Origin of the sequence: Pontivivens ytuae, assembly GCF_015679265.1 — a bacterium.
Lineage (GTDB): Bacteria > Pseudomonadota > Alphaproteobacteria > Rhodobacterales > Rhodobacteraceae > Pontivivens > Pontivivens ytuae.
In genome coordinates this window covers 3,231,520-3,256,949 of sequence record NZ_CP064942.1, presented here as the reverse complement: position 1 = coordinate 3,256,949, position 25,430 = coordinate 3,231,520, and the positions used below count along the sequence as shown (strand labels likewise).

General features: G+C 67.9%; 27 protein-coding genes and 2 tRNA genes. 22 read left to right on the top strand and 7 right to left on the bottom strand.

Annotation, left to right across the window (positions count from 1 at the left end):
* Window positions 1-7: 7 nt before the first annotated feature.
* Complete coding sequence (locus I0K15_RS16170; protein WP_230374412.1) at window positions 8-1,024, top strand: FecCD family ABC transporter permease; 1,017 nt, start codon at window positions 8-10, stop codon at window positions 1,022-1,024.
* 617 nt (window positions 1,025-1,641) lie between these two features.
* Here the strand turns inward: I0K15_RS16170 and I0K15_RS16165 are convergent.
* Both I0K15_RS16165 and I0K15_RS16160 read right to left on the bottom strand, forming a co-directional pair.
* The gene (locus I0K15_RS16165; RefSeq protein ID WP_196102516.1) at window positions 1,642-2,547 is read right to left on the bottom strand and encodes a hypothetical protein; all 906 of its coding nucleotides are present in this window, start codon (window positions 2,545-2,547) and stop codon (window positions 1,642-1,644) included.
* 256 nt (window positions 2,548-2,803) lie between these two features.
* Window positions 2,804-2,878: transfer RNA gene (locus I0K15_RS16160), tRNA-Thr, on the bottom strand.
* 83 nt (window positions 2,879-2,961) lie between these two features.
* On the opposite strand from I0K15_RS16160, the gene I0K15_RS16155 reads away from it, so the two are divergent.
* From I0K15_RS16155 to I0K15_RS16090, 14 genes are all read left to right on the top strand, one after another.
* Window positions 2,962-3,120: a hypothetical protein gene (locus I0K15_RS16155; protein ID WP_196102515.1), complete on the top strand. Its 159-nt coding sequence runs from the start codon at window positions 2,962-2,964 to the stop codon at window positions 3,118-3,120.
* A gap of 9 nt (window positions 3,121-3,129) precedes the next feature.
* Window positions 3,130-4,395, top strand: a complete 1,266-nt coding sequence (murA, locus tag I0K15_RS16150) for a UDP-N-acetylglucosamine 1-carboxyvinyltransferase (RefSeq protein WP_196102514.1) — start codon at window positions 3,130-3,132, stop codon at window positions 4,393-4,395.
* Window positions 4,392-4,865 carry a DUF2948 family protein gene (locus I0K15_RS16145; RefSeq protein ID WP_196102513.1) on the top strand — a complete coding sequence of 158 codons (474 nt, stop codon included), beginning with the start codon at window positions 4,392-4,394 and terminating at the stop codon, window positions 4,863-4,865. The genes murA and I0K15_RS16145 overlap by 4 nt, the downstream gene beginning before the upstream one ends.
* Window positions 4,862-5,365, top strand: coding sequence for a GNAT family N-acetyltransferase (locus I0K15_RS16140; protein WP_196102512.1), 504 nt, complete (start codon window positions 4,862-4,864; stop codon window positions 5,363-5,365). The genes I0K15_RS16145 and I0K15_RS16140 overlap by 4 nt, the downstream gene beginning before the upstream one ends.
* Before the next feature lie 72 nt (window positions 5,366-5,437).
* Window positions 5,438-6,733, top strand: a complete 1,296-nt coding sequence (hisD, locus tag I0K15_RS16135) for a histidinol dehydrogenase (protein WP_196102511.1) — start codon at window positions 5,438-5,440, stop codon at window positions 6,731-6,733.
* Window positions 6,730-7,194: a UPF0262 family protein gene (locus tag I0K15_RS16130; RefSeq protein ID WP_196102510.1), complete on the top strand. Its 465-nt coding sequence runs from the start codon at window positions 6,730-6,732 to the stop codon at window positions 7,192-7,194. Before hisD ends, I0K15_RS16130 begins: the two co-directional genes overlap by 4 nt.
* Window positions 7,194-7,634: an arsenate-mycothiol transferase ArsC gene (locus I0K15_RS16125; RefSeq protein ID WP_196102509.1), complete on the top strand. Its 441-nt coding sequence runs from the start codon at window positions 7,194-7,196 to the stop codon at window positions 7,632-7,634. The genes I0K15_RS16130 and I0K15_RS16125 overlap by 1 nt, the downstream gene beginning before the upstream one ends.
* 135 nt (window positions 7,635-7,769) lie before the next feature.
* Window positions 7,770-8,384, top strand: coding sequence for a LysE family translocator (locus tag I0K15_RS16120; RefSeq protein ID WP_196102508.1), 615 nt, complete (start codon window positions 7,770-7,772; stop codon window positions 8,382-8,384).
* Window positions 8,385-8,469: 85 nt separating this feature from the next.
* On the top strand, window positions 8,470-8,688 hold the full coding sequence (infA, locus tag I0K15_RS16115) for a translation initiation factor IF-1 (RefSeq protein ID WP_108782316.1): 219 nt from the start codon (window positions 8,470-8,472) through the stop codon (window positions 8,686-8,688).
* Window positions 8,672-9,262, top strand: a complete 591-nt coding sequence (locus I0K15_RS16110) for a Maf family protein (protein WP_196105503.1) — start codon at window positions 8,672-8,674, stop codon at window positions 9,260-9,262. The genes infA and I0K15_RS16110 overlap by 17 nt, the downstream gene beginning before the upstream one ends.
* On the top strand, window positions 9,259-10,302 hold the full coding sequence (locus I0K15_RS16105) for a ribonuclease E/G (RefSeq protein ID WP_196102507.1): 1,044 nt from the start codon (window positions 9,259-9,261) through the stop codon (window positions 10,300-10,302). Before I0K15_RS16110 ends, I0K15_RS16105 begins: the two co-directional genes overlap by 4 nt.
* A complete protein-coding gene (locus I0K15_RS16100; RefSeq protein WP_196102506.1) occupies window positions 10,299-10,481 on the top strand; it encodes a DNA gyrase inhibitor YacG in 183 nt (60 codons plus the stop codon). Before I0K15_RS16105 ends, I0K15_RS16100 begins: the two co-directional genes overlap by 4 nt.
* Before the next feature lie 68 nt (window positions 10,482-10,549).
* Window positions 10,550-10,624 (top strand) — tRNA-Phe (locus I0K15_RS16095).
* 42 nt (window positions 10,625-10,666) lie between these two features.
* A complete protein-coding gene (locus I0K15_RS16090) occupies window positions 10,667-11,056 on the top strand; it encodes a hypothetical protein (RefSeq protein ID WP_196102505.1) in 390 nt (129 codons plus the stop codon).
* Between the two features lie 3 nt (window positions 11,057-11,059).
* Here I0K15_RS16090 and I0K15_RS16085 read toward each other — a convergent pair whose 3' ends face one another.
* Window positions 11,060-11,836, bottom strand: a complete 777-nt coding sequence (locus tag I0K15_RS16085) for a CE1 family esterase (RefSeq protein ID WP_196102504.1) — start codon at window positions 11,834-11,836, stop codon at window positions 11,060-11,062.
* Window positions 11,837-11,972: 136 nt separating this feature from the next.
* Here I0K15_RS16085 and metG point away from each other — a divergent pair, with 136 nt between their 5' ends.
* On the top strand, window positions 11,973-13,637 hold the full coding sequence (metG, locus tag I0K15_RS16080) for a methionine--tRNA ligase (RefSeq protein ID WP_196102503.1): 1,665 nt from the start codon (window positions 11,973-11,975) through the stop codon (window positions 13,635-13,637).
* 370 nt (window positions 13,638-14,007) lie between these two features.
* Here metG and I0K15_RS16075 read toward each other — a convergent pair whose 3' ends face one another.
* On the bottom strand, window positions 14,008-15,132 hold the full coding sequence (locus I0K15_RS16075) for an endonuclease/exonuclease/phosphatase family protein (protein WP_196102502.1): 1,125 nt from the start codon (window positions 15,130-15,132) through the stop codon (window positions 14,008-14,010).
* A gap of 144 nt (window positions 15,133-15,276) precedes the next feature.
* Here I0K15_RS16075 and I0K15_RS16070 point away from each other — a divergent pair, with 144 nt between their 5' ends.
* The 5 genes from I0K15_RS16070 (at window position 15,277) to I0K15_RS16050 (ending at window position 20,301) form a co-directional block, all read left to right on the top strand.
* The gene (locus I0K15_RS16070; RefSeq protein ID WP_196102501.1) at window positions 15,277-16,197 is read left to right on the top strand and encodes a DMT family transporter; all 921 of its coding nucleotides are present in this window, start codon (window positions 15,277-15,279) and stop codon (window positions 16,195-16,197) included.
* A gap of 36 nt (window positions 16,198-16,233) precedes the next feature.
* On the top strand, window positions 16,234-17,118 hold the full coding sequence (locus tag I0K15_RS16065; protein WP_196102500.1) for an SPFH domain-containing protein: 885 nt from the start codon (window positions 16,234-16,236) through the stop codon (window positions 17,116-17,118).
* Window positions 17,118-17,402 (top strand): NfeD family protein, encoded by a 285-nt coding sequence (locus I0K15_RS16060; protein WP_196102499.1) that lies wholly within the window; start codon window positions 17,118-17,120, stop codon window positions 17,400-17,402. The genes I0K15_RS16065 and I0K15_RS16060 overlap by 1 nt, the downstream gene beginning before the upstream one ends.
* A gap of 75 nt (window positions 17,403-17,477) precedes the next feature.
* Complete coding sequence (locus tag I0K15_RS16055; protein WP_196102498.1) at window positions 17,478-19,211, top strand: DNA polymerase III subunit gamma/tau; 1,734 nt, start codon at window positions 17,478-17,480, stop codon at window positions 19,209-19,211.
* Window positions 19,212-19,383: 172 nt separating this feature from the next.
* A complete protein-coding gene (locus I0K15_RS16050; protein ID WP_196102497.1) occupies window positions 19,384-20,301 on the top strand; it encodes a type IV pili methyl-accepting chemotaxis transducer N-terminal domain-containing protein in 918 nt (305 codons plus the stop codon).
* A gap of 17 nt (window positions 20,302-20,318) precedes the next feature.
* Here the strand turns inward: I0K15_RS16050 and I0K15_RS16045 are convergent, their stop codons facing one another.
* Window positions 20,319-21,812, bottom strand: coding sequence for an HWE histidine kinase domain-containing protein (locus I0K15_RS16045; RefSeq protein WP_196102496.1), 1,494 nt, complete (start codon window positions 21,810-21,812; stop codon window positions 20,319-20,321).
* A 129-nt stretch (window positions 21,813-21,941) separates the two neighbouring features.
* Between I0K15_RS16045 and I0K15_RS16040 the strand changes: the two genes are divergently transcribed.
* Window positions 21,942-23,717: an ABC transporter transmembrane domain-containing protein gene (locus I0K15_RS16040; RefSeq protein ID WP_196102495.1), complete on the top strand. Its 1,776-nt coding sequence runs from the start codon at window positions 21,942-21,944 to the stop codon at window positions 23,715-23,717.
* 278 nt (window positions 23,718-23,995) lie between these two features.
* On the opposite strand, the gene I0K15_RS16035 is transcribed toward I0K15_RS16040, so the two are convergent.
* Window positions 23,996-24,796 (bottom strand): ferredoxin--NADP reductase, encoded by an 801-nt coding sequence (locus I0K15_RS16035; RefSeq protein ID WP_196102494.1) that lies wholly within the window; start codon window positions 24,794-24,796, stop codon window positions 23,996-23,998.
* A 2-nt stretch (window positions 24,797-24,798) separates the two neighbouring features.
* Window positions 24,799-25,401 (bottom strand): LysM peptidoglycan-binding domain-containing protein, encoded by a 603-nt coding sequence (locus I0K15_RS16030; RefSeq protein WP_196102493.1) that lies wholly within the window; start codon window positions 25,399-25,401, stop codon window positions 24,799-24,801.
* Window positions 25,402-25,430: the final 29 nt, after the last annotated feature.

Below are 25,430 nucleotides of genomic sequence, written 5' to 3'. Positions count from 1 at the left end.
GAGGCATCTGCGGGGAACGGTTCCGCTGCTTCTGATCGGCGTGGCGAGCCTCGTGATCTCGCTCTCCATCGCGATCTCCGTCGGGGCGGTTCCAGTGCCGACGGCGACGGTCTGGGGCGTGCTTATCAACAAGTTGTCGCCGGACATCGTCGAGCAGACCTGGAGTGCAGGGCGCGAGGCCATCGTCTGGGACATCCGCTTTCCCCGTGCGCTGTTGGCAATGATGGTGGGCGCGGGCCTCGCCATGGTCGGGGCGAGCCTTCAGGCCGTGACGCGCAATCCGCTGGCCGATCCGCATCTTCTGGGCATCTCCTCCGGCGGGGCGTTCGGTGCGATCCTCGCACTTCTGCACACGGGGTTGTTCCTGGGTCTGCTGACGGTGCCACTTCTGGCGTTCCTGGGGGCGTTGGGGGCCACGGCCATCGTGCTCGGCGTGTCGCGCATCGCGGATGCCACCAGCGCGGATCGCCTGGTGCTCGCGGGCGTTGCCGTGTCCTTCATCATCATGGCGGCCGCGAACGTCCTGATCTTCCTCGGTGATCCCCGCGCGACGCATACGGTGGTCTTCTGGATGCTCGGGGGGCTGGGCCTCGCGCAATGGGATCAGCTCGTCTTTCCGCTGGTCATCCTGCTCGCCTGCGGTGTCTGGCTGTTCAGCCAGGCGGCCGCGCTCAACGCGATGACGATCGGCGACGAGACGGCCTCCACGCTCGGGATCCCGGTCGCGCGGTTCCGCCTGATCGTCTTCGTCGTGGGGGCCCTGATCACCGGCGTGATGGTCGCCTTCTCCGGCATCATCGGCTTCGTCGGGCTGATGGTCCCGCACATCGTGCGCATGATCGTCGGGGGCGACTACGCCCGCGTACTGCCCGCCTCGGCCCTCGTGGGCGCGATCTTCCTGCTCTGGGCCGACATCGCCGCCCGCACCGTGATGCGCCCCGAGGACATGCCCATCGGCATCGTCACTGGCCTCGTCGGCGGCGTCTTCTTCGTCTGGCTCCTCGCGCGACGGGGAGCGAGGTAAATCGAAATTTGAATAGCGGCACAGCGCACAACATGAAGTGTCATTTTTGCATGGCTATTTATCTCCGCAAGATACATCCAGGTGTCTCTATTAGATATCGACAAATTATATTAGGCTACATTCGAAAACTCATACAAGCCCGCACCACTACGCTCTCTTTTGAGATAATTTATTAAAGATATATTATATTATAAGTAGTATTTAATATACTATATTCAATTAATAGAAGAGATTTTATTTTTGAGTAATTATTAGATATAATATCACTCCCGTTTATAGATAGCCATATTAGACGCGCGACGCCTTAGATAACTTAATAGCAGATACCACGCCAGTGGATCGCTATTAAAATCGCTCGCTGGTTAAGCTCGATCAATTTTAATACATATTCACATAAATCGAACACCTATCACAGACGTATAAATCCATGAGATTAACATGGAGAATGATAGTATGATCATTATCTTGGTGAGTCGCCTACTCTTGCTTGATACCACCAAAGACCGAAGAAGGTAGTGCAGGCCTAACGGAGGCTCTCCAGGATGGGCCCGTCGGTGGAAAAAAGGATCACGACGGGTCCGGCACATTCTCTACCACAGACCTCGGTTCGCCTGCGATTAGACCCGAAAAAGCGCGATGGCAGCCCCTCTGTCGCCGCCCAGGGCCAGCTGGAGCGCGAGCAGAACGCCCGCCAGGTCATCCAGAAGATGAAGGCGCGGGTCGAGAAGGGCTACTGGGTGTTCCGCGCGCCCGTCGGCTACCGCTACGCACCGGACAATGGCGGCAAGAAGCTCGTCATCGATCCGGCCCCGGCTGCCGCCGTCCGCGCAGGGCTGGAGGGCTTCGCCTCCGGCCGCTTCCGCAGCCAGGCCGAACTCAAGCGCTACCTCGAAGACCATCCCGACTTCCCGGCGGATCTGCCCGGCGGCGGCCTGCGCCCCCAGACCATCGTCCGGCTCCTCGGCAAGATCGTCTATGCGGGCTACGTCAATGCGCCCTCCTGGAACATCGCGCCCCGCAAGGGCGTGCACACGCCCCTGATCAGCCTGGAGACATACGAGCGTATTCAGGCGCGCCTGAAGGAGGGCACCTACGCACCGGCCCGCAAGGACGTCGCCCAGGACTTCATCCTGCGCGGCGCCGTCCGCTGCGCGTGCTGCAACACGCTGCTGACCGCTGGCTGGTCGACGGGCAAGACGAAGACCTATCCCTATTATCTCTGCCGCGAGAAGGGATGCGCGCTCTACGGCAAGAGCATCCCGCGCCAGGAGATCGAGGAGCGCTTCGAAGGCGTCCTCGTCAAGATCCAGCCCAACCGGACGCTCGCCAAGGTCGCCGGGACCCTGTTCCGCCAGGTCTGGGACCTGCGCGCCGGCCAGATGAGCGAGAGGGCCGCCTCCTTCAAGGCCCAGATCGCCGAGACCGAGAAGACCATCTCCGGCCTCGTCGAGCGCGTCCTGCAGGCCACCCAGCCGCGCGTGCTCGAAGCCTATGAACAGCGCATCGCAGAGCTGGAGCGCCACAAGCGCGTCCTCGCCGAAAAATCCGCCAATATCACTGCTCCGAAGCACACCTTTGACGAGATGTTCGAACTCTCGATGCGGATGCTCTCAAGCCCTTGGACGATCTGGAAGAACGGCGGATTCGAGGTTCGCAAAGCAGTGCTTCGACTGGCGTTTTGCGAGGAGTTGCGCTACGACCGCGAAAACGGATTTAGAACACCAAAAACCACCTTACCATTCAAGGTGTTAGCTAACTTCGACATCCAAAAATGCAAAATGGTGCTGCCGGAGAGATTCGAACTCTCGACCTCCCCCTTACCAAGGGGGTGCTCTACCCCTGAGCCACGGCAGCCCGTGGCGGGTCTTTTAGACGATTCACTTGGGCGTGCAAGGCCAATCTGGACCCTGTGCGCGGATGGGCCTATGTCGGGTGCCATGAGTGATGAGGACAAGACGTCGCGGGATCCCGATGCCGCCCCGAAGCCCGCAAAGACGGAGCGGGAGGACCGGCTGGCTGCGCAGTTGCGCGCCAATCTCCAGCGGCGCAAGGCGCAGGCGCGGGCGCGCAAGGCGTCGGATGACGGGCAGCAGTAGAGAGCAGGCATGGACAAGATCATCGTGCGCGGCGGCCGGCCGCTGAATGGCAGCATCCCGATCGCGGGGGCGAAGAATGCGTGCCTCACGCTGATGCCGGCGGCGTTGCTGACCTCCGAGCCGCTGACGCTGACCAACGCGCCGCGGCTCAGCGACATCCGCACCATGACCGAGCTGCTGCAGTCGCTGGGCTGCGAGGTCGCGCGGCTGAGCGACGGGCAGGTGCTGGCGCTCGCCTGCGGGAAGATCACGAACCACACGGCGGACTACGACATCGTGCGCAAGATGCGCGCCTCGATCCTGGTGCTCGGGCCGATGCTCGCGCGCGATGGCGAGGCGGTGGTGAGCCTGCCGGGCGGCTGTGCGATCGGCGCGCGGCCCGTGGACCTGCATCTCAAGGCGCTGGAGGCGATGGGCGCGCAGATCGAGCTGCGGGACGGCTACGTGCACGCCATCGCGCCCGGTGGGCTCACGGGGGCGGAGGTGGAGTTTCCGCTCGTCTCCGTTGGTGCGACAGAAAATGCGCTGATGGCCGCGACGCTGGCGAAGGGCACGACGGTCCTGAAGAACGTGGCGCGGGAGCCCGAGATCGTGGATCTCGCCCGCTGCCTGCGCGCGATGGGCGCGCAGATCGAGGGCGAGGGCACCTCGACCATCACCGTGCACGGCGTCGAGCGGCTGCATGGCGCCACGCACCGCGTGGTGACCGACCGGATCGAGCTCGGCACCTATATGCTTGCGCCCGTGATGACCGGCGGATCGGTCGAGCTCCTCGGAGGGACCCGCGATCTCGTTGGCGCCTTCGCCGACAAGCTGGAGGAGGCGGGCGTCGAGGTGGAGGAGACCGCGACCGGCCTGCGCGTCAGCCGCAACGGTAACGGGTTGAAGCCGCTGCACGTCGTGACCGAGCCCTATCCCGGCTTTCCCACCGACCTGCAGGCGCAGATGATGGCTATGCTCACGCTCGCCGACGGGGAAAGCGTGCTGGAAGAGCGGATCTTCGAGAACCGGTTCATGCACGCCCCCGAGCTGCAGCGCATGGGCGCGCAGATCGAGGTGAAGGGCGGGACCGCCCATGTCCATGGCGGCACTCCGCTCAAGGGCGCGCCGGTCATGGCGACGGATCTGCGTGCCTCCGTCTCCCTCATCCTTGCAGCGCTCGCGGCGGAGGGTGAGAGTACGGTGAGCCGGGTCTACCACCTCGACCGCGGCTACGAGAACGTGGTGGAGAAACTGTCGGCCTGCGGGGCGGATATCGAGCGGGTGAGCGAATGAGCACCGAAGACGCACGCTTCGAGGACGGCGCCGAGCAGCCGCTGCGCCTGATGGCGGCCGATGCCGAGGATCTGCGCGTGGTCTCGGCCCTCTGCCAGGACGCGGTGGCCCAGACGTCGGAGATGTCGTGGAAACCGTCGAAGCGGCAGTTCGCATTGCTGCTCAACCGCTTTCGCTGGGAATATCACGCGAACCGTCCGGGTCAGCCGGCCGAGCGGGTGCAGTCGACGCTGGTCGTCGATGACGTGCGGCGCGTGCGCGCGAACGGCGTCGATCCGGCGGATCGCGAGCTGGTGCTCTCGGTCCTGTCGCTCGAATGGGAGGCGGCGGAGGACGGCCAGGGCACGCTGCGCCTGATCCTCGCTGGCGACGGGGAGATCGCGCTGGAGGCCGAGGCGCTCAACGTGATGCTGACCGACGTGACGCGGCCCTACCTCGCGCCGTCGAAGAAGGTGCCGGAGCACGAATGATCCGAGTGCTGGGAGCGGAGGACGCGGCGATCTGGCGCGATGTCCGGCTCGCCATGCTGCTCGACACGCCCGAGGCGTTCGGCTCCGTCCATGCGGAATGGGTCGACCGGCCGCTGGAGGATTTCGCGGACTGGCTGCGGCGGATCAGGGTCTTTGCCTTGGTCGAGGATGGCCGTGCGCTCGCGACGGTCGGGTTGTGGCATTCGGATCGCGCTGCCGTGCGACACCGGGGCGAGGTCGTTTCGGTCTACGTCCGGCCCGAGGCGCGTGGTCGCGGGGCGGGCGACCGCCTGATGCAGACGGTGATCGAGGAGGCCCGCGGCACGGTCGTGCAACTGGAGCTCGGCGTCGGGACGCAGAACCGCCCGGCGCGGACACTTTATGCGCGCCACGGCTTCGTGGAGGTCGGGCGGGTGCCCCGTGCGCTGTGCCACGGCGGGCGCTATATCGACGAGATCACCATGATGCTGCGGCTCGATGCCTCCGGCGGGGATACTTGAAGAAGAGAGAGCCGGGCTTGAGGTGACGCGCGGCGCGGGCTAAGCGGGATGCGCCATTCCGTGAGAGACCCCATGCCGATCTTCCTCGACACCACCGATGCCGATTTCGACATGCGCTTTGCCGGACTGCTCGGCATGAAGCGCGAGGCGGACGAGGACGTGGATGCGGCTGTGGCGGCGATCATTTCGGACGTGCGTGCGCGCGGCGACGTGGCGGTGCAGGAGCTGACGGCGAAGTTCGACCGGCTTGAGCTGGGCGTGCTGGCGTTCTCCGAAGCCGAGATCGACGCGGAGATCGCGAAGGTGCCCGCAGCCGAACGCGAAGCGCTGGAGCTCGCGGCGGAGCGGATCCGGGCCTATCACGAGAAGCAGGTGCCGGCGGACGCCCGCTGGACCGATGCGACGGGGGCGGAGCTCGGCTGGCGCTGGACGGCGGTATCGGCGGCTGGGCTCTATGTGCCAGGCGGGCTCGCGAGTTACCCCTCTTCGGTGCTGATGAACGCGATCCCGGCACGGGTGGCAGGCGTCGAGCGGCTCTGCATCTGCTGCCCGACGCCGGGCGGCGTGGTGAACCCGCTGGTGCTGCTGGCCGCAAGGCTGGCGGGTGTGGACGAGATCTACCGGATCGGCGGGGCGCAGGCGGTGGCGGCCATGGCCTACGGCACCGAAAGCATAGCACCGGTGGACAAGATCACGGGGCCCGGCAACGCCTTCGTCGCGGCGGCGAAGCGGCGCGTCTTCGGCCAGGTGGGGATCGACATGATCGCGGGCCCGTCGGAAATCCTGGTGATCGCCGATGCCGAGAACGACCCCGACTGGATCGCCGTGGACCTCTTGAGCCAGGCCGAGCATGACGAGAGCGCGCAGTCGATCCTGATCACCGACGATGCCGCCTTCGGGCAGGCCGTGGCCGGGGCGGTGGAGAAGCGGCTGGAGGTGCTGGAACGCCGCGCCATCGCGGGCGCGAGCTGGCGCGATTTCGGGGCGGTGGTGACGGTGCGTGATCTCGACGAAGCCGTGCGCCTCTCCGATCGCATCGCGCCGGAGCATCTGGAGATCGCCTGCGCCGATGCCGAAAGTCTCGCCGCGAAGATCCGCCATGCCGGCGCGATCTTCGTCGGCTCTTGGACGCCGGAGGCGATCGGCGACTATGTCGGCGGGCCGAACCACGTGCTGCCGACGGCGCGCTCGGCGCGCTTCTCCTCCGGCCTCTCGGTGCTCGATTTCATGAAGCGGACGACGATCGCGCGTATGACGCCCGAGGCGCTCGCCGCCATCGGCCCGGCGGCGGAGACGCTGGCGATCTCAGAAAGCCTCGAGGCGCACGGGCTCTCCGTCCGCGCCCGGCTGGAAAGGCTGAACCGATGAGCCGACTGACCCATGTGGAGCTCGACGATGCGGGCCTGCCGCCGCCCACGCCGGAGGTGGAGCAGGAGCGGCGCGTCGCCCTCTTCGACCTGATGGAGGAGAACCGGTTCTGCCCCGCGGGCACCGGTGACGGGCCCTTCCATCTGTTCCTCTCGATCCAGGAGCGGCGCCTCGTCTTCGACATAAGGGAGGAGGACGGCACCCCGGCGGGCGAGTTCCACCTGTCGCTCAGCCCCTTCCGGCAGGTCATCAAGGACTACTTCCAGATCTGCGAGGCCTATTTCGAGGCGGTCAAGAAGCTCCCCCCGGCCCAGATCGAGGCGATCGATATGGGCCGCCGCGGCATCCATGACGAAGGCTCGCGCATCCTGACCGAGCGGCTGGAGGGCAAGGTGGAGACCGATCACGCCACGGCCCGGCGCCTCTTCACGCTGATCTGCGTGCTGCACTTCAAGGGCTGATGACGGAGCTGCCCACATCGGTGCTCTTCTGCTGCGATCACAATGCCGTCCGGTCCCCCATGGCCGAGGGCCTGATGAAGCAGCGCTTCGGCCGCCGGGTCTATGTCCAGTCCGCGGGCGTGCGCCACGAGCAAGAGATCGACGGCTTCGCCATCGCGGTGTGCAAGGAACTGGGCGTGGAGCTTGCCCGCCACCGGTCCCGCTCCTTCGAGGAGATGGCGGAATGGGGCGACGACCTCGGCGCCTTCGACATGATCGTGGCGCTGAGCCCGGCGAGCCTGCGCCATGCCCATGAGTTGACCCGCACCACACATGTGGACGTGCTGCACTGGCCGATCATGGATCCCACGGGCCTCGGCGAGGGGCGGGAGGAGAAGCTGGGCCACTACCGCGCGGCCCGCGACCAGATCGCCGGGCGCATCGCGGACACCTTCGGCTGAGCCTTCATCTTTCTGCAAAATACGCCTGTCGCGCGATCTGCCACGGGACCGACATCGCGTATTTGGGGAAAGATGACGTTGACGGAGGCGGCTTAGTCGCCAACGCTGAGCGGGTTTGCACAGGAGAGTTGTCCCATGAGCTTCGAGATCTGGCTAGCCTTCGCCATCGCCTCCGCCGTCCTGGTCGCCATTCCCGGCCCGACTGTCGTCATGGTGGTGAGCTACGCGATGGGCCAGGGACGCAAGGCCGCGCTCTCCGTCGTGCCGGGCGTGGCGCTGGGCGATCTGGTGGCGATGGTGGTGAGCCTTGCCGGGGCGGGCGCGGTGCTCGCAGCTTCCGCGACGGCCTTCACGGTGCTCAAGCTCTGCGGCGCGGCGTATCTCGTGTGGCTCGGCATCTCGATGTGGCGCACGGCGCCGCAGCGGCTGGAGGCGGCCCCGGTGCGGGGCGGGCGGGTGTTTCGCGATACCTTCATCGTGACGGTGCTGAACCCGAAGGGCATCGTCTTCTTCATCGCCTTCGTGCCGCAGTTCATCGACCCCGCGCTGCCGCTCTTGCCCCAGACCACCATCTTGGTGACGACCTTCGTGGTGCTGGGCGCGCTTAACGCGTTCCTCTGGGCCGTGGCGGCGGGCACGATGCGCGACCGGCTGGCCGGGCCGCGGGCCCAGCAGATCATCGCGCGGGTCGGCGGCAGCTTCCTGATCCTGGCCGGTGCGGTCACGGCGCTCACCCGGCGCGCCGCGTAAGGGTTGATTTCCGCGCTTTTTCGGCTCATATCCCTGCGGCACGGGGCCGGGGGCCCCGTTCTCGTTCACCCTATCTGGAGAGAGCATGGCCAAGGAAGAGCTGCTTGAATTTCCCGGGGTCGTGACCGAGCTTTTGCCGAACGCGACGTTCCGGGTGAAGCTCGAAAACGGCCATGAGATCATCGCCCACACCGCGGGCAAGATGCGCAAGAACCGCATCCGCGTGCTGGCGGGCGACAAGGTACAGGTCGAGATGACGCCCTACGACCTGACCAAGGGGCGGATCAATTACCGCTTCAAGTAAGGTACGTCTGACACTGGCGTCCGCCTCCCCCCGCCGCCGGGACCTCCTGGCGCAGATCGGGGTGGTGCCGGACGCGGTGACACCTGCCGACATCGACGAGACGCCGAAGCCGGGCGAGCTGCCCCGGCCCTATGTCGCGCGGCTGGCGGAAGAGAAGGCCGCGGCGGTGGAGGGCGAGCTGGTGCTCGCCGCCGACACGGTTGTCGCGGCCGGGCGGCGGATCCTCGGCAAGCCGGCGGATGCGGACGAGGCGGAGGCGTTCCTGCGCCTCCTCTCTGGCCGCCGACACAAGGTCATCACCGGTGTGGCGCTGAAGGGTGCGAAGCTCTGGACCCGCACGGTGGAAACAGCGGTGAAGCTCAAGCGCCTTTCGGAGGCCGAGATCGCCGACTACATCGCCTCGGGCGAGTGGCAGGGCAAGGCGGGCGGCTACGCGATCCAGGGGATCGGGGGCGCCTTCGTGCCATGGATTTCCGGGAGTTACACCAATGTCGTGGGCCTGCCGCTGACCGAGACGGCGGGGATGCTCGCCGCCGCCGGTTATCAGGTCCGCTACACCGGACTCGCCGCATGAAGGGCAGCGTCGTCGCCATCGAGCCGCGCGCCGACGGGGCCGGAGACATGGCCGCCCTCATGGTGAACGGGCGGCTCCACGATCTGCTGATCGACCCGCCCGAGAGCAACCGGCTGCAGCCCGGCGCCATCTATCGCGGCATCCTCGATCGCCCGGTGAAGGGCGCAGGCGCCGCCACGGTCCGCCTACCGGACGGCCAGTCCGGCTGGCTGCGGGAGGCGAAGGGTATCCGCCCGGGCACCGCTCTGCTGGTGCAGGTCACCACCCATGCGGAGCCCGGCAAGGCCGCGCCGCTCTCCCCCCGCCCGATCTTCAAGTCCCGCTATGCCATCGTCACGCCCGGCGCGCCGGGGCTGAACGTCGCCCGCTCGATCAAGGATGAGGAGGGGCGCGACCGCCTCGACGTGATCGCGCGCGAGGTGATGGACGGGGCCGAGAGCCTCGGCCTCGTCATCCGCTCCGCCGCGGCGGAGGCCGAGGATGGCGCGGTGGCCGACGACATCGCGGAGATGCGGGCGCTCGCCGAACAGGTGCTTGCCGATCCCGGCACCGAACCGGAGCTGCTGGTCGACGCCCCCGGTGCTGCGACGCTGGCCTGGCGCGACTGGCCCACGCCGGATCTGGTCGAGGACCGCGCGGGCAGCTTCGCCGATCATGGCGTGCTCGATGAGATCGAACTGCTCCATTCGCCGCGCGAGCCGCTCAGCGGCGGCGCCTGGATGAGCGTCGAGCCGACCTCCGCCCTCGTCGCGGTGGACGTGAACACCGGCGGAGACTTCTCCCCGGCCGCTGGCCTGAAAGCCAATCTGGCCGCGCTCGCTGCCCTGCCGCGGGCGCTGCGCCTGCGCGGCCTCGGCGGGCAGATCGTGCTCGACCTCGCCCCCTCCACGAAGAAGCTGCGCCCGGAGCTCGAAGCCGCCGCCCGCCGTGCCCTGCGCGCCGACGTAGTGGAGACGCAGGTCGTCGGCTGGACCCCGCTCGGCCACCTGGAACTCAACCGCAAGCGCGAGCGTCTTCCCCTGACGGAGGTGCTGCCATGAGCTGTCCGATCTGCGGCAAGACGACGGAGCGTAAGTACCGCCCCTTCTGCTCGAAACACTGCGCGGACGTGGACCTGTCGCGCTGGTTCTCCGGCGCCTACGCGGTCCCCGCCGAGGAAGAGGACACCCCCGACGAGGTCGAGATCCGCCCCGTCTTCCGCGGCGACGACACGGGGTGAAAAAGGCGCTGGACACCCCCCGGAGCCTTGTCTAAACACGCCACACCCGAGGGAACGCCCTCACCCGTGCCCGGGTAGCTCAGGGGTAGAGCAGCGGATTGAAAATCCGCGTGTCGGTGGTTCAAATCCGCCCCCGGGCACCATTCTCGTATTTCGGAAAGTCAGCCGTGCAGTTTCCGGTCCTGATGATCGCGGTCGCCGCTACCCTCACCTCCTGCAACTGGACGGAAAATCACTGGGCGGCGGAGAAGGCTTTTGAGGGTCTGGAACCGGTCATAGAAGCGATCGACGCGGAAGTTGTGCGCACCGGCGTTGCGCCAAGGATGCTTTGCGACCTGCCTCATGACAGCGCGCCGGTTCTCGAACGAACCTGCGCGCCGGATGGTCCTGCGCTGTGGGCGGCGTTAACCGGGATGCGTCAGGGGTCCGCAGGATACCTTGCCAACGCCCGTGACTGGCACGGGCCTGACGGGCCGGACACCTACATGATCCGCATTGACTGGGTAGGCGGCATCAAAAACACCTGCACTTGGTATGGCGGCGCCGAGGCATGGGACTGCTTCGGCGTCTGGTAGGGGCTAGCGCGTCGCCATCACCCGCTCCCACCCCACGCGAAGCTGGTCGGCGGTGAAGCCATGGCCGCCCCCGTGCAGGCACAGCGACAGTTCCAGCCCGGCGGGCGAGGTGCGGACCGAGCAGTCGAGCGGCCCCGCCTCGACGTCCTCCACCGCGCCGAAACCGCCATGGGCCGCGTACATGGCCAGCACCTCCTCGAGGTCCCCCTGCCGCGCATCGCCGACGACGCGGCCGGCCATCGGCACGATCTCGTCCGTGGTGCCGTGGACATGGACCACGCTGACCGGCGGCGCGCTACAGCCCTCCGGGATCGGGTCCCAGAACGTGCCGGCCATCGGCACCGCACCGGCCAGCCGGTCGCCCATCTCGCAGGCGAGCGTCCACGTCATCATGCCGCCCGCGGAGAAGCCCGCGGCCACCACCCCCGCAGGGTCGACTCCAAAGCGCGAGATCACGTCGTCGAGCACCGCGCCCGCATAGGCGACCTCGTCCCGGGCAACGGTGGCGCTGTCGGTCGGCGCGCCCGGCAGCGACCAGTCGTCGCCCGCCGATTGCAGGCCCACCAGCGCCACGCCCAGATCGTCGGCCATGGCCTGCAAAGACGCCGTGCCCACGATGCGCTCCGCCCGCCCGCGATACCCGTGGGAGAAGAGGATCGCGCCGTCGGCCGCCTCGGGCACGTAGGCCCAGTAGGCTCCGCCCGGCACATCGCACGGCGTGCAATCCTGCGCAGCAGCGCCACCCGCGGCCAGCACCGCGACCACTCCGATCCACCGCATCGCACCCTCCCCCAAACAACTGCGGCGCAGACTACCACCGCCCTGCACCGCGCCCCCGTCGCATTCGCGTGACCGACCACTGGCGCCGGACTGCCCGATCGGCTAGACCCCTCGCGCGAACCGCATGAGGACAGACATGGCCCGCTATCTCGTCACCTCCGCCATTCCCTACATCAACGGGATCAAGCACCTGGGGAACCTCGTCGGCTCCCAGCTGCCGTCGGATGTCTACGCGCGTTACCTGCGCGGGCGGGGGCACGAGGTCATGCATATCTGCGCGACCGACGAGCATGGCAGCCCGGCGGAGCTCGCCGCCGCGAAGGCCGGCAAGCCCGTGGCCGAGTACTGTGCCGAGATGCACGAGATCCAGGCCGAGCTCGCCCACGGCTTCCGCCTCGCCTTCGACCATTTCGGCCGCTCGTCGAGCCCGCAGAACCACGAGCTCACCCAGCATTTCGCCGCCAAGCTGCGCGAGAACGGCCTGATCGCCGAAGTGACGGAGCATCAGATCTACTCCGCCACCGACGGCCGCTTCCTGCCCGACCGCTATGTCGAGGGCACCTGCCCCAATTGCGGCTACGAAAGTGCGCGGGGCGACCAGTGCGAGAACTGCACCAAGCAGCTCGACCCCACGGACCTCATCAATCCCCGCTCCGCCATCTCCGGCGCGACGGATCTGGAGGTTCGCGCTACCACGCATCTCCACCTCAAGCAGTCCCAGCTCAAGGCCGAGCTCTCCGACTGGATCGACGGCAAGCACGACTGGCCGGTCCTCACCACCTCCATCGCGAAGAAATGGCTCAACGACGGCGACGGCCTGCAGGACCGGGGCATCACCCGCGACCTCGAATGGGGCGTGCCGGTGCCCGAGCTGCCGGGCAAGGTCTTCTATGTCTGGTTCGACGCGCCCATCGCCTACATCGCCTCCACCGCCGAGAAGTTCGCGGATTGGGAGCGGTGGTGGCGCACCGACAAGGGCGCCGAGGACGTGACCTACGTCCAGTTCATGGGCAAGGACAACGTCCCCTTCCACACCCTCAGCTTCCCCGCCACGCTGATCGGCTCGGGCGAGCCGTGGAAGCTCGTCGACTACATCAAGTCGTTCAACTACCTGAACTACGAGGGCGGCCAGTTCTCCACCTCCAAGGGGCGCGGCGTCTTCATGGACCAGGCGCTCAGCGCCCTGCCCGCCGACTACTGGCGCTGGTGGCTGATGTCGAACGTGCCCGAGACCTCGGACAGCCAGTTCACGTGGGAGAGCTTTCAGGCGGGCTGCAACAAGGACCTCGCCGACGTGCTCGGCAACTTCGTGAGCCGCGTCACCAAATTCTGTCGCTCCAAGTTCGGCGAGCAGGTGCCCGACGGCCCTTACGGCGAGAGCGAGCAGGCCCTGATCGACGAGCTCACCCGCCGCGTGCGCCTCTACGAGGAGCACATGGAGGCGATGGACTTCCGCAAGGCCACCGCCGAGCTGCGCGCCATCTGGGTCGCGGGCAATGAGTACCTTCAGGAGACCGCCCCATGGGCCGCCTTCAAGACCGACGAGGCGCGCGCCGCCGGGATCATCCGCCTCGCGCTCAACCTCATCCGGCTCTACGCGGTACTGTCGGCCCCCTTCATCCCGGACGCGGCGGCGACGCTGCGCGCGGCGCTGAACACCGACGACACCTGGCCCGCCAACGTGGCCGAGGCGCTGGAGGTCCTGAAGCCCGGCGACGCCTTCACCGTGCCCGACAACCTGTTCGACAAGATCACCGACGAACAGCGCGAGGACTGGCAGGAACGGTTCAAGGGGCGGTAAGGCGGGCAGCTCGGAACCGAAAGGTCCCGGCGCGGGGGCCGGGACGGTTGGTGCCTCAACGTAAGCCGTTGCGATCCATCGCAGAGATGCCGCCAGACGCCTATGAGGCTGCAGATCGCCAAGCTGGGCGCGCGCCGGCCCGTGGGATGGCGCTCCCGCCCGACGAACGACGCGCTTTATCCCCGCAATGTCATCGCTCCGCCTGAACCGCCCACCCCGCATCAAAGCGCCAGCCCGCCGGCACGGGCCGGCGCTCGCCCGGCGCCTTCGGCTTGTCCCGGGCCGAACATCGCCAGCTCCCCCACTCCACCTCAGACTAAAACACCCTCCTCCCCCCGAGGGGGGAGGAAGGAGGAGGGGGGCGCTCCCGTCACAAATCCAGATCCACCCAGATCAGATGATGATCCGACGCCGCATGCTGCCGCTCGGTCAGCTCGGGATAGACCTCCCAGCGCGGCGGACGGGAGCCCGGCCAGGCGCCCTTCCGGAACAGCCCACCCCGCTCCACCCGGTCGAAGAGCGCGGGCGACAGCAGCAGGTAGTCGATCTTGTCGTTGTCATTGCCGAGCCCGATCGTCCCGATCCCGCGATTACCGTTCCCGGCCCGAAACTCGAACTCGGTGAAGCCCGGATGCTCCGCCACGTCGCGCAGGTCCGTCTCCGCCAGCAAGGGTGCCAGCTCATCGCTGTCCGGCGTGTCGTTCAGATCGCCCGCGACCACCACGAAGTCGCGCCCCTCCTCCCGCAGCCGCCGGTAGTACCCCGCCACCGCCTCGGCCTGCGCCCGCCGCCGGGCGCGCGAGGACGGAGAGTTGCCGCCGAACTTGCTCTTGAAGTGATTCACGAGCACCACCAGCACCTTACCGGACGGGGTCGTCACCTCGTATTCGGGGCAGTCGCGGCTGAAGATCGGCGTGCCGTCGGGCCGCAGATCGTCCACATGGCTCAGCATCCGCCCGATCGGAAAGCCCGCGCGCGTCGCGAGCCCGACATCGATCCCCCGCCGGTCGTTGCCGTCGATCAGCATGACATTCGGATAGGTCTCCGGCAGGTCGAGCTGCCGCGCCATCTGCTCCTGGAACATCTTGAGCACCGGGCGGCTCTCCGCCTCCACCACCGCGAGCACGTCGGCGCCCGCGTCGAAGATCGTGCGGGCGGTGAGCAGGAGTGCCGTCTCCTCCACCGCCTCGGTCTTCAGCTCGACCCAGCCGATCCAGTCGCCGCGGCCCTGCGCCTCGATCCGGATCGGCGTGCCGCGGACGAGGAACTGGCCCCGGATCCGGCGCAGCCGCACGAAGGGCCCCTCGTCGCCGGCCAGCAGCCCCAGCGCCTCCAACAGCTCCAGCATCCGCGCGCGGTCCGCATCCTCGTAGACCGACTTCTCGAAAAGAATGCTGAGCTCCGAAAAGGCGTCGAGCACCTCGCCCGGCGCCCCGTCGTTGAAGACCCGTGCCCGGTCAAAGAGGTTCTCGACATTGTAGGCCGCAATCCGCATCCCGCCCTCCGGTCTCGCTCTTCCGCGCCATAGCACGGGCCGCGATCCCGCTCTACCGCGCCGCAGCATCGGTATGACTTGATGTCATACGCCCGGTGCACGCATTGTGCACGGGTTGTGCACACCTGATTTCGGAGCTTCGCAGTGCAGCAATCCCCGCCCGGCGCGGCCCTGCCCCACCCGGCCCGCAGCCACGCCGACAACCTGCGGGGGCTGGGCTGGATGCTGTTCTCGGTCGCCAGCGCTTCGGCCATGTCGGTCGGCGTGCGGGTCGTGAGCCTCGAGATCGACAGCCGGATGATCGTGACGCTGCGCGCCGGGCTCACCACGCTTATCCTTCTGGTCTTGCTTCCCCTTCTCTGGCGGCGGCTGCGCATCACCAGCTGGCGGGATCACATCGTCCGCGGCGCGCTGATCGGCGTGTCGACCCATCTGGGCTTCTACACGCTGGCCGAGATCCCGCTTGCGACGGCCACGGTGCTGTTCTTCACCGCGCCGATCTTCGCCACGATCCTCGCCGCCCTCTTCCAGAACGAGCGCGTCGGCCCCCGCCGCTGGGCCGCCGTCGCCGCCGGCTTCATCGGCGCTGCCATCATTTTGCGCCCCGGTTTCAACGCGTTACACCCGGCGATGCTCGCGGCGCTCGCGTCCTCCCTGCTCTTCGCCATCGCTCTGTCCATGAGCCGCCGGGTCGCCACCGCGGACGGGCCGTTCTCGGCCTTCGTCAGCTCCGTCGTCGTCACCCTGGTGCTCAGCCTGCCGCTCGCCGCCCCCGTCTGGTCGCTGCCGCACAGCACCCTCGGCTGGTCAATCATGGCGCTGGTCGTCGCGACCGGAGCCATGCGCAACATCGCCGACATCCAGGCCTATCGCTATGCCGAGGCAGGGCTGCTCGCCCCCGTCACCTACCTGCGGCTGGTGCTGATCGGGCTCGCCGGTTACGTGCTCTTCGGTGAGGTCATCGACAGCTATACTGGCGTCGGCGCAACACTCATCGTTGTCTCCACGCTCTATATCGCGCACCGCGCCCGCGTCGCTTCCAAAGCGGGGCGGCCCGGCGCATAGTCCGCGCGACACGCCATAAGAACGCATGGAAACAACATGAATCCCGAGCTCACCCTGGGCGGCGCGAACATCGTCGTCCTCGCCATCGCCGCCTTTATCATCCTCGTCGTCTTCCTCGGTGTGCGCATCATGCCACAGTCGGAGAAGCACGTGGTCGAGCGTCTGGGCCGCCTGCAGAAGGTGCTGGGCCCGGGCGTCAACTTCATCGTGCCCTTCCTCGACCGGGTGAAGCACCGGATCTCGATCCTCGAACGCCAGCTGCCCACCGCCAAACAGGACGCGATCACCGCCGACAACGTGCTGTTGCAGGTGGAGACCAGCGTCTTCTACCGCATTACGGAGCCGGAGAAGACCGTCTACCGCATCCGCGACGTGGACGCCGCGATCTCCACCACCGTCGCGGGCATCGTCCGCTCGTCGATCGGCGCGATGGAACTCGACGCGGTGCAGTCCAACCGCTCCCATCTCATCGATCAGATCAAGGACGCGCTCGTCGCCGTGGTCGACGACTGGGGCATCATCGTGACCCGGGTCGAGATCCTCGACGTCGATCTCGACGAAGCTACGAAGGCCGCGATGCTCCAGCAGCTCAATGCCGAGCGTGCGCGCCGCGCTCAGGTGACGGAGGCCGAGGGTACGAAGCGGGCCGTGGAGCTTGCCGCGGACGGCGAGCTCTACGCCGCCGAACAGGCCGCGAAGGCGCGCCGGATCACCGCGGATGCGGAGGCCTACGCCACCTCCGTCGTCTCCGCCGCGATCGCCGACAACGGTCTGGAGGCCGCGCAGTACAACGTGGCCCTCAAGCAGGTGGAGGCGCTGACTTCCCTCGGCCAGGGCGACGGCAAGCAGACGGTCGTGCTGCCCGCCAACGCGGTCGATGCCTTCGCCGACGCCTTCCAGATGCTCAAGGGGCGCGGCTGATGCTGGCGCTCTGGTGGGTCTGGGCGCTGGCGGGCCTCGCCCTGCTGGCGCTGTGCGCCGTGGCGCCCGAGGCCGTGCTGCTCGGCTTCGCGTTCGGGGCGCTCGTCACCGCGCTGGTCCTCGGCCTCGGCGGCCCGCTCGACACGGCGCTCAGCGGCAGCGTGCCGCTGACGCTGCTCTTCTTCGCCGCCGTCTCGCTGCTCGCGTGGCTCGCGATGCGCCGCCTGCTCGGCGTGCGACGGGGCCAAGCCAAGACCTTCGACCGGGACATCAACGAGGACTGAGAGCGGGACCGGGAGCGGCTTGAGCCCCCACCCCCGGGGCTCTAGCCTCTGACACTCAGCGACTCGGGGGACCCCATGAGCGAGACCACCTATCAGGTGCTGGCCCGCAAGTACCGGCCGGAGACCTTTGCCGACCTGATCGGTCAGGACGCGATGGTGCGCACGCTCAAGAACGCCTTCGAGGCCGACCGGATCGCCCATGCCTTCCTGATGACCGGCATCCGCGGGACCGGGAAGACCACCACCGCGCGGATCATCGCCAAGGGCCTCAACTGCATCGGGCCGGACGGCACCGGCGGCCCGACGGTGGAGCCCTGTGGCGTCTGCGAACCCTGCGTCGCGATCAGCGAGGGGCGGCATGTGGACGTGATGGAGATGGACGCGGCCTCCCGCACCGGGGTCGGCGACATCCGCGAGATCATAGACAGCGTCCGCTACCGCGCCGCCTCCGCGCGCTACAAGGTCTACATCATCGACGAGGTCCACATGCTGTCGACCAGCGCGTTCAACGCGCTGCTCAAGACGCTGGAGGAGCCGCCGGAGCACGTGAAGTTCATCTTCGCGACGACCGAGATCCGCAAGGTGCCGGTCACCGTGCTCTCCCGCTGCCAACGCTTCGACCTGCGCCGGATGGAGCCGGAGGAGACGATCCGCTATCTCGGCGAGATCGCGGGGAAGGAAGGTGCCCAGGTCTCGGAGGAGGCGCTGGCTTTGATCACCCGCGCGGCCGAGGGCTCGATGCGCGACGCGCTGTCACTGCTCGACCAGGCGATCGCCCATGGCGCGGGGGAGACCGGTGCGGACGAGGTGCGCGCGATGCTGGGCCTTGCCGACCGCGGCCGCGTGCTAGACCTCTTCGACCTGGTGATGCGCGGCGATGCGAAGGGCGCGCTGGAGGAGCTGTCGGGGCAATACGCCGCCGGGGCCGACCCGCTCGCCGTGCTCCGCGATCTGGCCGAGATCACCCATTGGGTCAGCGTGGTGAAGATCAGTCCGGAGGCCGCCGAGGACCCGACCGTCAGCCCCGATGAGCGCGCCCGCGGCCTCGACATGGCCGGGAAGCTGCCGATGCGCGCCCTCTCCCGCGCCTGGCAGATGCTCATCAAGGCGCTGGAGGAGGTTGCGGCCGCGCCCAACGCCATGATGGCGGCCGAGATGGCGATCATCCGCCTCACCCACGTGGCGGACCTCCCTTCGCCCGAGGAGCTGATCCGCAAGCTGCAGGACGCGCCCGCCCCCGCGGTCGGCGCCGGTGCCCCGGCTTCGGGTGGCGGCGGCACCGCGCGGATGGCGCTTGCGGGCAGCGCGCCGATCGCCGTGGCCGCCCCCGCGCCGGAACCCGTGCCGGGTGAGGAGCCGCTGGCCCGCTACGGCTCCTTCGACGACGTGGTGGCCCTCATCCGCAAGCGCCGCGACATGAAGCTGCTGGTCGAGGTCGAGCATCACGTCCGCCTCGCCCGCTACAGCCCCGGCCGGATCGAGTTCCAGCCGACACCTGATGCACCCCAGCACCTCGCCGCGACCCTTTCGCAACGATTGTCGAGCTGGACGGGAAACCGATGGGCCGTGACCATCGTATCGGAGGGTGGAGGCGAGACCCTGCACGAGGTGCAATCCGCCCGCCGCAATGACGAGGAGGCGCAGGCCCGCGCCCATCCCCTGGTGCGCGCCGCCCTCGATGCGTTTCCGGGTGCAACCCTTCGCGAGATCCGGTCCCCCGCGGCCGAGCCCGATCCCGCCGAGGCAGTGTTGCCGATTGATCCCGATGACGCACCGGATGACTGGGAGCCGTTCGACCCGTTCGAATGAGAAGTGCTTGCGGGCCAGTTACTTAGACAATCCGACAAGTCGGATCGCCGCGCAATTATCTAAATTTCCCCATATATTGTATTGATCATTTCATTGCGCCGCAATATGCGCTGCGGCCACGTTTCTTTTGCGCGACGCCAGCGCTCCGAAATCACCTAATGGGAGAACCCCAATGACACCTCGGGACTCGATCTCGAACGTTCTGCTCGTTGCCGCGCTCGCCATTGGCGTGCCGACGGGCGCCTCGGCCGACACGACGAGCAACGCTCCGGTCACTGCGGAGGAAGCCGCCTACCGCGTCAATGTCGCGGGACGCCAGCGCATGCTGTCCCAGCGGATGGCGAAGGCCGCATGCCTCGCCTCGACCGGGATCGCGACGGAAACGCATCTGAGCCAGCTCGACGCGGCCTACGATCTCTTCCAGCGCTCGGATGCCGCACTGCGCGTCGGCGATCCCGACTTCAACCTGCCGGCGGAGCGCTACCAGAGCGTGCTGACCGCCCTGTCCGAGATCGACGGTCCGTGGCGCGCCTATGGCCGGATGATCGACACCACCATCGCCGACGGCTCGATCGAGGAGGAGCGGCTGATGGTGCTCGATGCCGCCAGCGTCGAGGTGCTCGACCGGATGAACGCGGCCGTGAACCGCACCGCGCGCGCCTATGGCGATGCCGGACCTCGGGTGCCGCTCGCCCTGACCGTGACGGTGGACATCGCAGGCCGCCAGCGGATGCTGACCCAGCGCGCGGTAAAAGAGGTCTGCCTGATGCAGGTCGCCGACAACCCGCAGGACTACGCCGACCGGCTGACGCGCACCGTCGAGATCTTCGACCTGTCGCTGGCCGCGCTGCAGAACGGCCTGCCCGATGCGGGTGTGCTCGCCGCCCCGAACGAAGAGATCGCGGGCCAGCTGGCAGAGGTCGATCGGCAGTGGCAGGCGGTGCACGGCATCTTCGACCGCGCCGCGGCCGGTGAGGTGCTGGATGCCGACACGCTTGCGGATCTCGCCGACCGGGTGGAGCCGCTGCTCGCCGCCATGCACGCCGCCGTCGGCATGTATGAGGGCGTCGACGCGACGACCGGAAGCTGACGCCAAGGGCCTTCCCGTCAGGACGCGATGGGAAGGCCGGGCCGGGCGATCTCACCGACGCTTTCGAGCGACGCGGTGACCGTCCAACGGAGGCCCTCGACGGGCAGGTCGAGGGCGATATCCGCGTCCAGGGCCTGCTTGACCATGCGCTCGGTCGTCACCCGACCAAAGCCGCGGCGGCCGGACGCCACGACCGGCGGCCCACCGCTCTCAGACCACATCATCGAGAAGACCGGCTTCGCACCCCCGGTGACGCTCCACTCGATCTCGATCCGGCCGGTGCAGTTGGACAGCGCCCCATGCTTGATCGCGTTGGTGGAGAGCTCATGCAGCGCGAGCCCGATCGCCTGCGCGGCCGCCGGATTGAGTTCCACCGCCGGCCCGCTGAAGGAGATCCGCCCGGCGGAGCTGCCGCCCAGATGCGCGAGCTGCGTCTCGATCAGGTCGGCCAGCGGCACCGAGGTCCAGTCGCCCGCCACGATCAGGTTCTGGGAGCGCGACAGGCTTTGCAACCGCTGCCCGATGTCGTGGGCGAACGCCTCGGGATCCGAATTCGTCGCCGTCAGCCGGACGATGGCCTGTGCAACGGCGAGCAAGTTCTTCGCCCGGTGGTTCACCTCCCGCATCAGCAGGCGGATCTGCGCATCGCGCTTCCGCCGTTCCGAGATGTCGGAGAAGGTGACCGCGAAGCCATCCGCCACCTTCACCGCCGTCGCGCGGAACCAGCCGTCGATGCCGTCATGGGCGTAGTGGAACTCGTCCTGCCAGGGGTCGCCGGTCTCCACGACCTTGCGGTAGGCGGTGAAGAGGCCGCTTTCCGCGTGGCCCGGCATCTCCTCCAGCATGGAGCGGCCGATGATCTCCTCCGGCCGGGCGCCGAGCACCTCGGCCCCCGCGGCATTGGCATAGGTGCGGCGGAAATCGACGATCTCCTCCTCCGAATTGCGCACCGCGTCGAACAGCATGAAGCCGTCGGGGGAGGCCTCCTGCACGATGCGGAACCGCTCCTCGCTCGAGTCGAGCGCGCGGCGCGTCACATCGACCTGCTCGGCCAGCGCATCGCGCGCGGCCTCCAGTTCGGCCAGGGTGCGGCGATGCGCCTCGACCTCGTTGGTGAGCGCCGCATTGGCCGATTGCAGGGCCGCGGGCGCGGGAATGGCGAGCGCGCGGGGGATCAGCAGGAACACGGCCGCGGCCGTCAGGATCGACACTCCGGCCGTCAGCGCCTTCGCCAGACCCTGCACCACGTAGATGGGCTGCCAGAGCGTGACGAGGCCGATGACGTGGGTGATGCCGCACAGCAGGATGAAGGCCGCGAACATCGCCGCAAGCCCCCGCATTTCAAGCTCCGGCCGCCGCCGCAGGAAGATCAGGATGGCGATCGGAATGGCGAAGTACGACCCCGCGATCAGAAGGTCGGAGAGGGCATGCAATGTCAGGAGGCCGGGCTGCCAGAGCAGGCAGTAGCCATGCGCCATGAAGGCCGTTCCGTCGAATAGCGCGTCCAGCATTGGCGTGGTCCCCCTCCGTCAGGCCGACCTTCCGCCTAGCACCCAAAAGTTAACGATCCCTAAGTCGGCTTGCGGCCCGCTGGGCCGGTTGATAAGTCCTTTCGACGGATCGGCGGCAGGAGCGCGAGGATGGCCGACAGCACTGAAGAGCGGGCGCGCGCCTCGACCCTGGGGCCGATCCGCGGGCTGTGGCCCTTCCTTCAGCCCTACCGGGCCTGGATCATTGCGGCGGGTGCGGCACTCGTCCTGACGGCCTGCCTCACGCTGGTTCTGCCCATCGCCGTGCGGCGCGTGGTGGACAACTTCCTCGGCGACGATATCGCGCAGACCGACGCCTATTTCGGGGCGGCGATCGGCATCGTGGCGCTGCTCGCGACCGGCACGGCGCTGCGTTACATGCTGGTGACGCTCATTGGCGAGCGCGTGGTCGCGGACATTCGGCGCGCGACCTACGACAAGGTCATCGGGATGAGCCCCGCCTTTTACGAGCGGCTGATGACGGGCGAGGTCCTCAGCCGCCTGACCACGGACACGACGCTGATCCTGTCGGTGGTCTCCTCCTCGATCTCGGTCGCGCTGCGCAACATCCTCACCTTCGTCGGCGGGCTGATCCTGATGCTCGCCACCTCGCCGAAGCTGACGGCGGCGGTGCTGGTGCTGGTCCCGCTCGTCATCCTGCCCATCGTGATCCTGGGCCGCCGCCTGCGCCGCCTGAGCCGGGAGAACCAGGACCGGATCGCCGACAGCTCCGCCCAGGCGTCCGAGACGCTGATGGCCGCGCAGACCGTGCAGGCCTACACCCATGAGACGGTGAGCCGGAACGCCTTCGGCGCGTTGACCGAGGCGTCCTTCGATGCCGCCCGGCGCCGCGTGCGGGTGCGGGCGGTGATGACGGCGATCGTGATCTTCCTCGTCTTCACCGGCGTCGTCGGCGTACTTTGGCTCGGCGCGCGCGAGGTGCGCGACGGGCTGATCACGCCGGGCACGCTGGTGCAGTTCGTGATCTACGCGGTGCTCGTCGCCGGCGCCGTCGGCTCGCTCAGCGAGATCTGGGGCGAGCTGATGCGCGCCGCGGGGGCGACCGAGCGGCTGGTGGAGCTCTTGCAGGCCGAGGACCCGATCCGCGACGCGACCCCCGCCGCCGCGCTGCCTGAGGCGCACGGCGCCGTGACCTTCGACGGCGTCTCCTTCCGCTATCCCGCGCGGCCCACGGTGCCCGCGCTCGACGATGTTACCCTTGAGGTGCAGCCGGGTGAGACCGTGGCGATCGTCGGGCCCTCTGGCGCGGGCAAGTCCACGATCTTCCAGCTTCTCCTGCGGTTCTACGATCCCGATGCGGGCCACGTTGTGGTGGACGGTGCCGATATCGCGACGCTCGACCGGGCCGAGATGCGGACCCGCTACGCGCTCGTCCCGCAGGAGCCCGTGATCTTCGCCGCCTCCGCGCGCGAGAACATCCGCTTCGGCCGCCCCGACGCCAGCGATGCGGAGATCGAGGCAGCGGCGAAGGCCGCCGCCGCCCACGACTTCCTCACCGCCCTGCCCGACGGCTACGAGACCTATGTGGGCGAGCGCGGCGTCATGCTCTCGGGCGGGCAGAAGCAGCGGATCGCCATCGCCCGCGCCATCCTGCGCGACGCGCCGATCCTGCTCCTCGACGAGGCGACCTCGGCGCTGGATGCGGAAAGCGAGCGCGCGGTGCAGCAGGCGGTCGATGCCCTCTCCGAAGGCCGCACGACGCTGGTGATCGCCCACCGCCTCGCCACCGTGAAGAAGGCGGACCGCATCGTGGTGATGGAGCGCGGCCGCATCGTCGCCACCGGCACCCATGAGAGCCTGGTGGAGGAAGGCGGCCTCTACGCCCGCCTCGCCCGCCTGCAGTTCACCGGGGGCGTCGCGGCCTAATATAGCTTCCTAATTCGAGTGCACGCATGAATATGACTGGATTCTGAACTGTTTGCGAGCACGAGAGTTTAGGTCATAAAATCCGGGGCGTCGGGCCCCTCCCCGGCCCTCCCCCGGGTCGGGGGAAGGGGCGATATCTGCGAGGTTCGCTATCTGTCCGGGGCTTCGCCCTTTCGCACCTCAAGCGCTCCGCCAGAGCGTTTGCGAGACGGCGCCTGCCCGGGGCTCCGCCCGTGATCGGTCGAAATCGTCCACCGGACGATTTCCGGGAAGCCCGATCACCCCACGAAAGCCTTCTCCAGCACGAAATCGGCCGGGGCGCTGTTGGAGCCTTCGGTGAAGCCGCGCTCCTCCAGGATCGCCTTCACGTCGAGGTTCAGGCCCATGGAGCCGCAGATCATTACGCGGTCCTCGGCCGAATCCAGCGCCGGGGTCCCGAGTGCCACGAAAAGCTCGCCCGAGCGCATCAGGTCGGTGATGCGGCCGCGGTTCACGAAGTCCTCCTGCGTGGTGGTGGGGTAGTAGAGGAGCTTTTGCGCCGCCTCCTCGCCCACCAACGGGTCCTCGGGAAGGTGGTCCACCAGCTCCTGCCCATAGGCGAGTTCGGCGACGCTCCGGCAGGTGTGGGTCAGGATCACCTGGTCGTAGCGGGCGTAGACGTCCGGATCGCGGATCAGGGAGGCGAAGGGGGCGATGCCCGTCCCCGTCGCGAGCAGCCACAACCGCTTGCCCGGCAGCAGGGCGTCGGTGACCAGCGTGCCCACCGGCTTCGGCCGCACGATGACCTGATCGCCCACCCCGATCTTCTGCAGGCGGGAGGTTAGCGGACCGTCGGGCACCTTGATCGAGTAGAACTCCAGCGTGTCATCCCAAGAGGGCGAGGCGATGGAGTAGGCGCGCAGCAGCGGCTTTCCGTCATCTTTCAGGAGGCCGATCATGACGAACTCGCCGGAGCGGAAGCGCAAGCTCGCGGGCCGGGTCACGCGGAAGGAAAACAGCGTGTCGGTCCAGTGGCGGACTTCGGTCACGGTCTGCGCGTCGGGCAGGACGGGTGTCTTGATCGGTTCCTGAACGGTCATGGTTACTCCTCGGCGGTTGCGACTCCGCGGCAGCGGGTCAGCGTCTCTGATTGCTGGGGCGCGCTGAGCGTCAGGATGCCCGGCGCGGCGCTTTCGAAGGTGAAGGTGCGGGCGGCCTGGTCCGACCGGCACACCACGTTGACGTCGATGCGGCCCTGCACGGGGCCGAAATCGGAGATGTCGCAGATATCCGTCTGCGCGCGGATCTGTTCGGGGGCGAGGGACCACGTCTCCTCCACGCCCTCGCAGGAGCCACCCTCAATGGCGTAAACGCCGCGCAGCGCCGTGAAGCGCTCGGCGGCCGCGGTACGGGCGGCGGCGAGGTCCTCCTCGGACCGCGCACGGGGGCTGGTGGAGACCTGGATGTCGGGCCGCTCCACGATGATGACGACCGATCCGATGTCGAGGTCGCGCGGGTCGCGGGTGGAGTTGGCGTCGAGCACCTGCTCCACCGGCACCTCGCAGCGCTGCGCGATGATGGAGAACGTATCGTTCGGCTCCACCGCCTCGAAATAGCCGCAGGGGCCCAGCTCCGGCGCCTGAGCGGCGGCCGAGAGCGGGAGGGCCGCGAGGATCGCGGCGGTGCGTGCTGCGGAAAATGTCATGGGATCAGCTCCTTCGCGTGGGGTCGTGG

What these genes read in the sequence shown, in the direction of transcription:
- I0K15_RS16155 (WP_196102515.1), top strand. Translation starts at nt 2,962, where the DNA reads ATGAGTGATGAGGACAAGACGTCGCGGGATCCCGATGCCGCCCCGAAG.
- murA (WP_196102514.1), top strand. Translation starts at nt 3,130, where the DNA reads ATGGACAAGATCATCGTGCGCGGCGGCCGGCCGCTGAATGGCAGCATC.
- I0K15_RS16145 (WP_196102513.1), top strand. Translation starts at nt 4,392, where the DNA reads ATGAGCACCGAAGACGCACGCTTCGAGGACGGCGCCGAGCAGCCGCTG.
- I0K15_RS16140 (WP_196102512.1), top strand. Translation starts at nt 4,862, where the DNA reads ATGATCCGAGTGCTGGGAGCGGAGGACGCGGCGATCTGGCGCGATGTC.
- hisD (WP_196102511.1), top strand. Translation starts at nt 5,438, where the DNA reads ATGCCGATCTTCCTCGACACCACCGATGCCGATTTCGACATGCGCTTT.
- I0K15_RS16130 (WP_196102510.1), top strand. Translation starts at nt 6,730, where the DNA reads ATGAGCCGACTGACCCATGTGGAGCTCGACGATGCGGGCCTGCCGCCG.
- I0K15_RS16125 (WP_196102509.1), top strand. Translation starts at nt 7,194, where the DNA reads ATGACGGAGCTGCCCACATCGGTGCTCTTCTGCTGCGATCACAATGCC.
- I0K15_RS16120 (WP_196102508.1), top strand. Translation starts at nt 7,770, where the DNA reads ATGAGCTTCGAGATCTGGCTAGCCTTCGCCATCGCCTCCGCCGTCCTG.
- infA (WP_108782316.1), top strand. Translation starts at nt 8,470, where the DNA reads ATGGCCAAGGAAGAGCTGCTTGAATTTCCCGGGGTCGTGACCGAGCTT.
- I0K15_RS16105 (WP_196102507.1), top strand. Translation starts at nt 9,259, where the DNA reads ATGAAGGGCAGCGTCGTCGCCATCGAGCCGCGCGCCGACGGGGCCGGA.
- I0K15_RS16100 (WP_196102506.1), top strand. Translation starts at nt 10,299, where the DNA reads ATGAGCTGTCCGATCTGCGGCAAGACGACGGAGCGTAAGTACCGCCCC.
- I0K15_RS16090 (WP_196102505.1), top strand. Translation starts at nt 10,667, where the DNA reads ATGATCGCGGTCGCCGCTACCCTCACCTCCTGCAACTGGACGGAAAAT.
- I0K15_RS16085 (WP_196102504.1), bottom strand. Translation starts at nt 11,836, where the DNA reads ATGCGGTGGATCGGAGTGGTCGCGGTGCTGGCCGCGGGTGGCGCTGCT.
- metG (WP_196102503.1), top strand. Translation starts at nt 11,973, where the DNA reads ATGGCCCGCTATCTCGTCACCTCCGCCATTCCCTACATCAACGGGATC.
- I0K15_RS16075 (WP_196102502.1), bottom strand. Translation starts at nt 15,132, where the DNA reads ATGCGGATTGCGGCCTACAATGTCGAGAACCTCTTTGACCGGGCACGG.
- I0K15_RS16065 (WP_196102500.1), top strand. Translation starts at nt 16,234, where the DNA reads ATGAATCCCGAGCTCACCCTGGGCGGCGCGAACATCGTCGTCCTCGCC.
- I0K15_RS16060 (WP_196102499.1), top strand. Translation starts at nt 17,118, where the DNA reads ATGCTGGCGCTCTGGTGGGTCTGGGCGCTGGCGGGCCTCGCCCTGCTG.
- I0K15_RS16055 (WP_196102498.1), top strand. Translation starts at nt 17,478, where the DNA reads ATGAGCGAGACCACCTATCAGGTGCTGGCCCGCAAGTACCGGCCGGAG.
- I0K15_RS16050 (WP_196102497.1), top strand. Translation starts at nt 19,384, where the DNA reads ATGACACCTCGGGACTCGATCTCGAACGTTCTGCTCGTTGCCGCGCTC.
- I0K15_RS16045 (WP_196102496.1), bottom strand. Translation starts at nt 21,812, where the DNA reads ATGCTGGACGCGCTATTCGACGGAACGGCCTTCATGGCGCATGGCTAC.
- I0K15_RS16040 (WP_196102495.1), top strand. Translation starts at nt 21,942, where the DNA reads ATGGCCGACAGCACTGAAGAGCGGGCGCGCGCCTCGACCCTGGGGCCG.
- I0K15_RS16035 (WP_196102494.1), bottom strand. Translation starts at nt 24,796, where the DNA reads ATGACCGTTCAGGAACCGATCAAGACACCCGTCCTGCCCGACGCGCAG.
- I0K15_RS16030 (WP_196102493.1), bottom strand. Translation starts at nt 25,401, where the DNA reads ATGACATTTTCCGCAGCACGCACCGCCGCGATCCTCGCGGCCCTCCCG.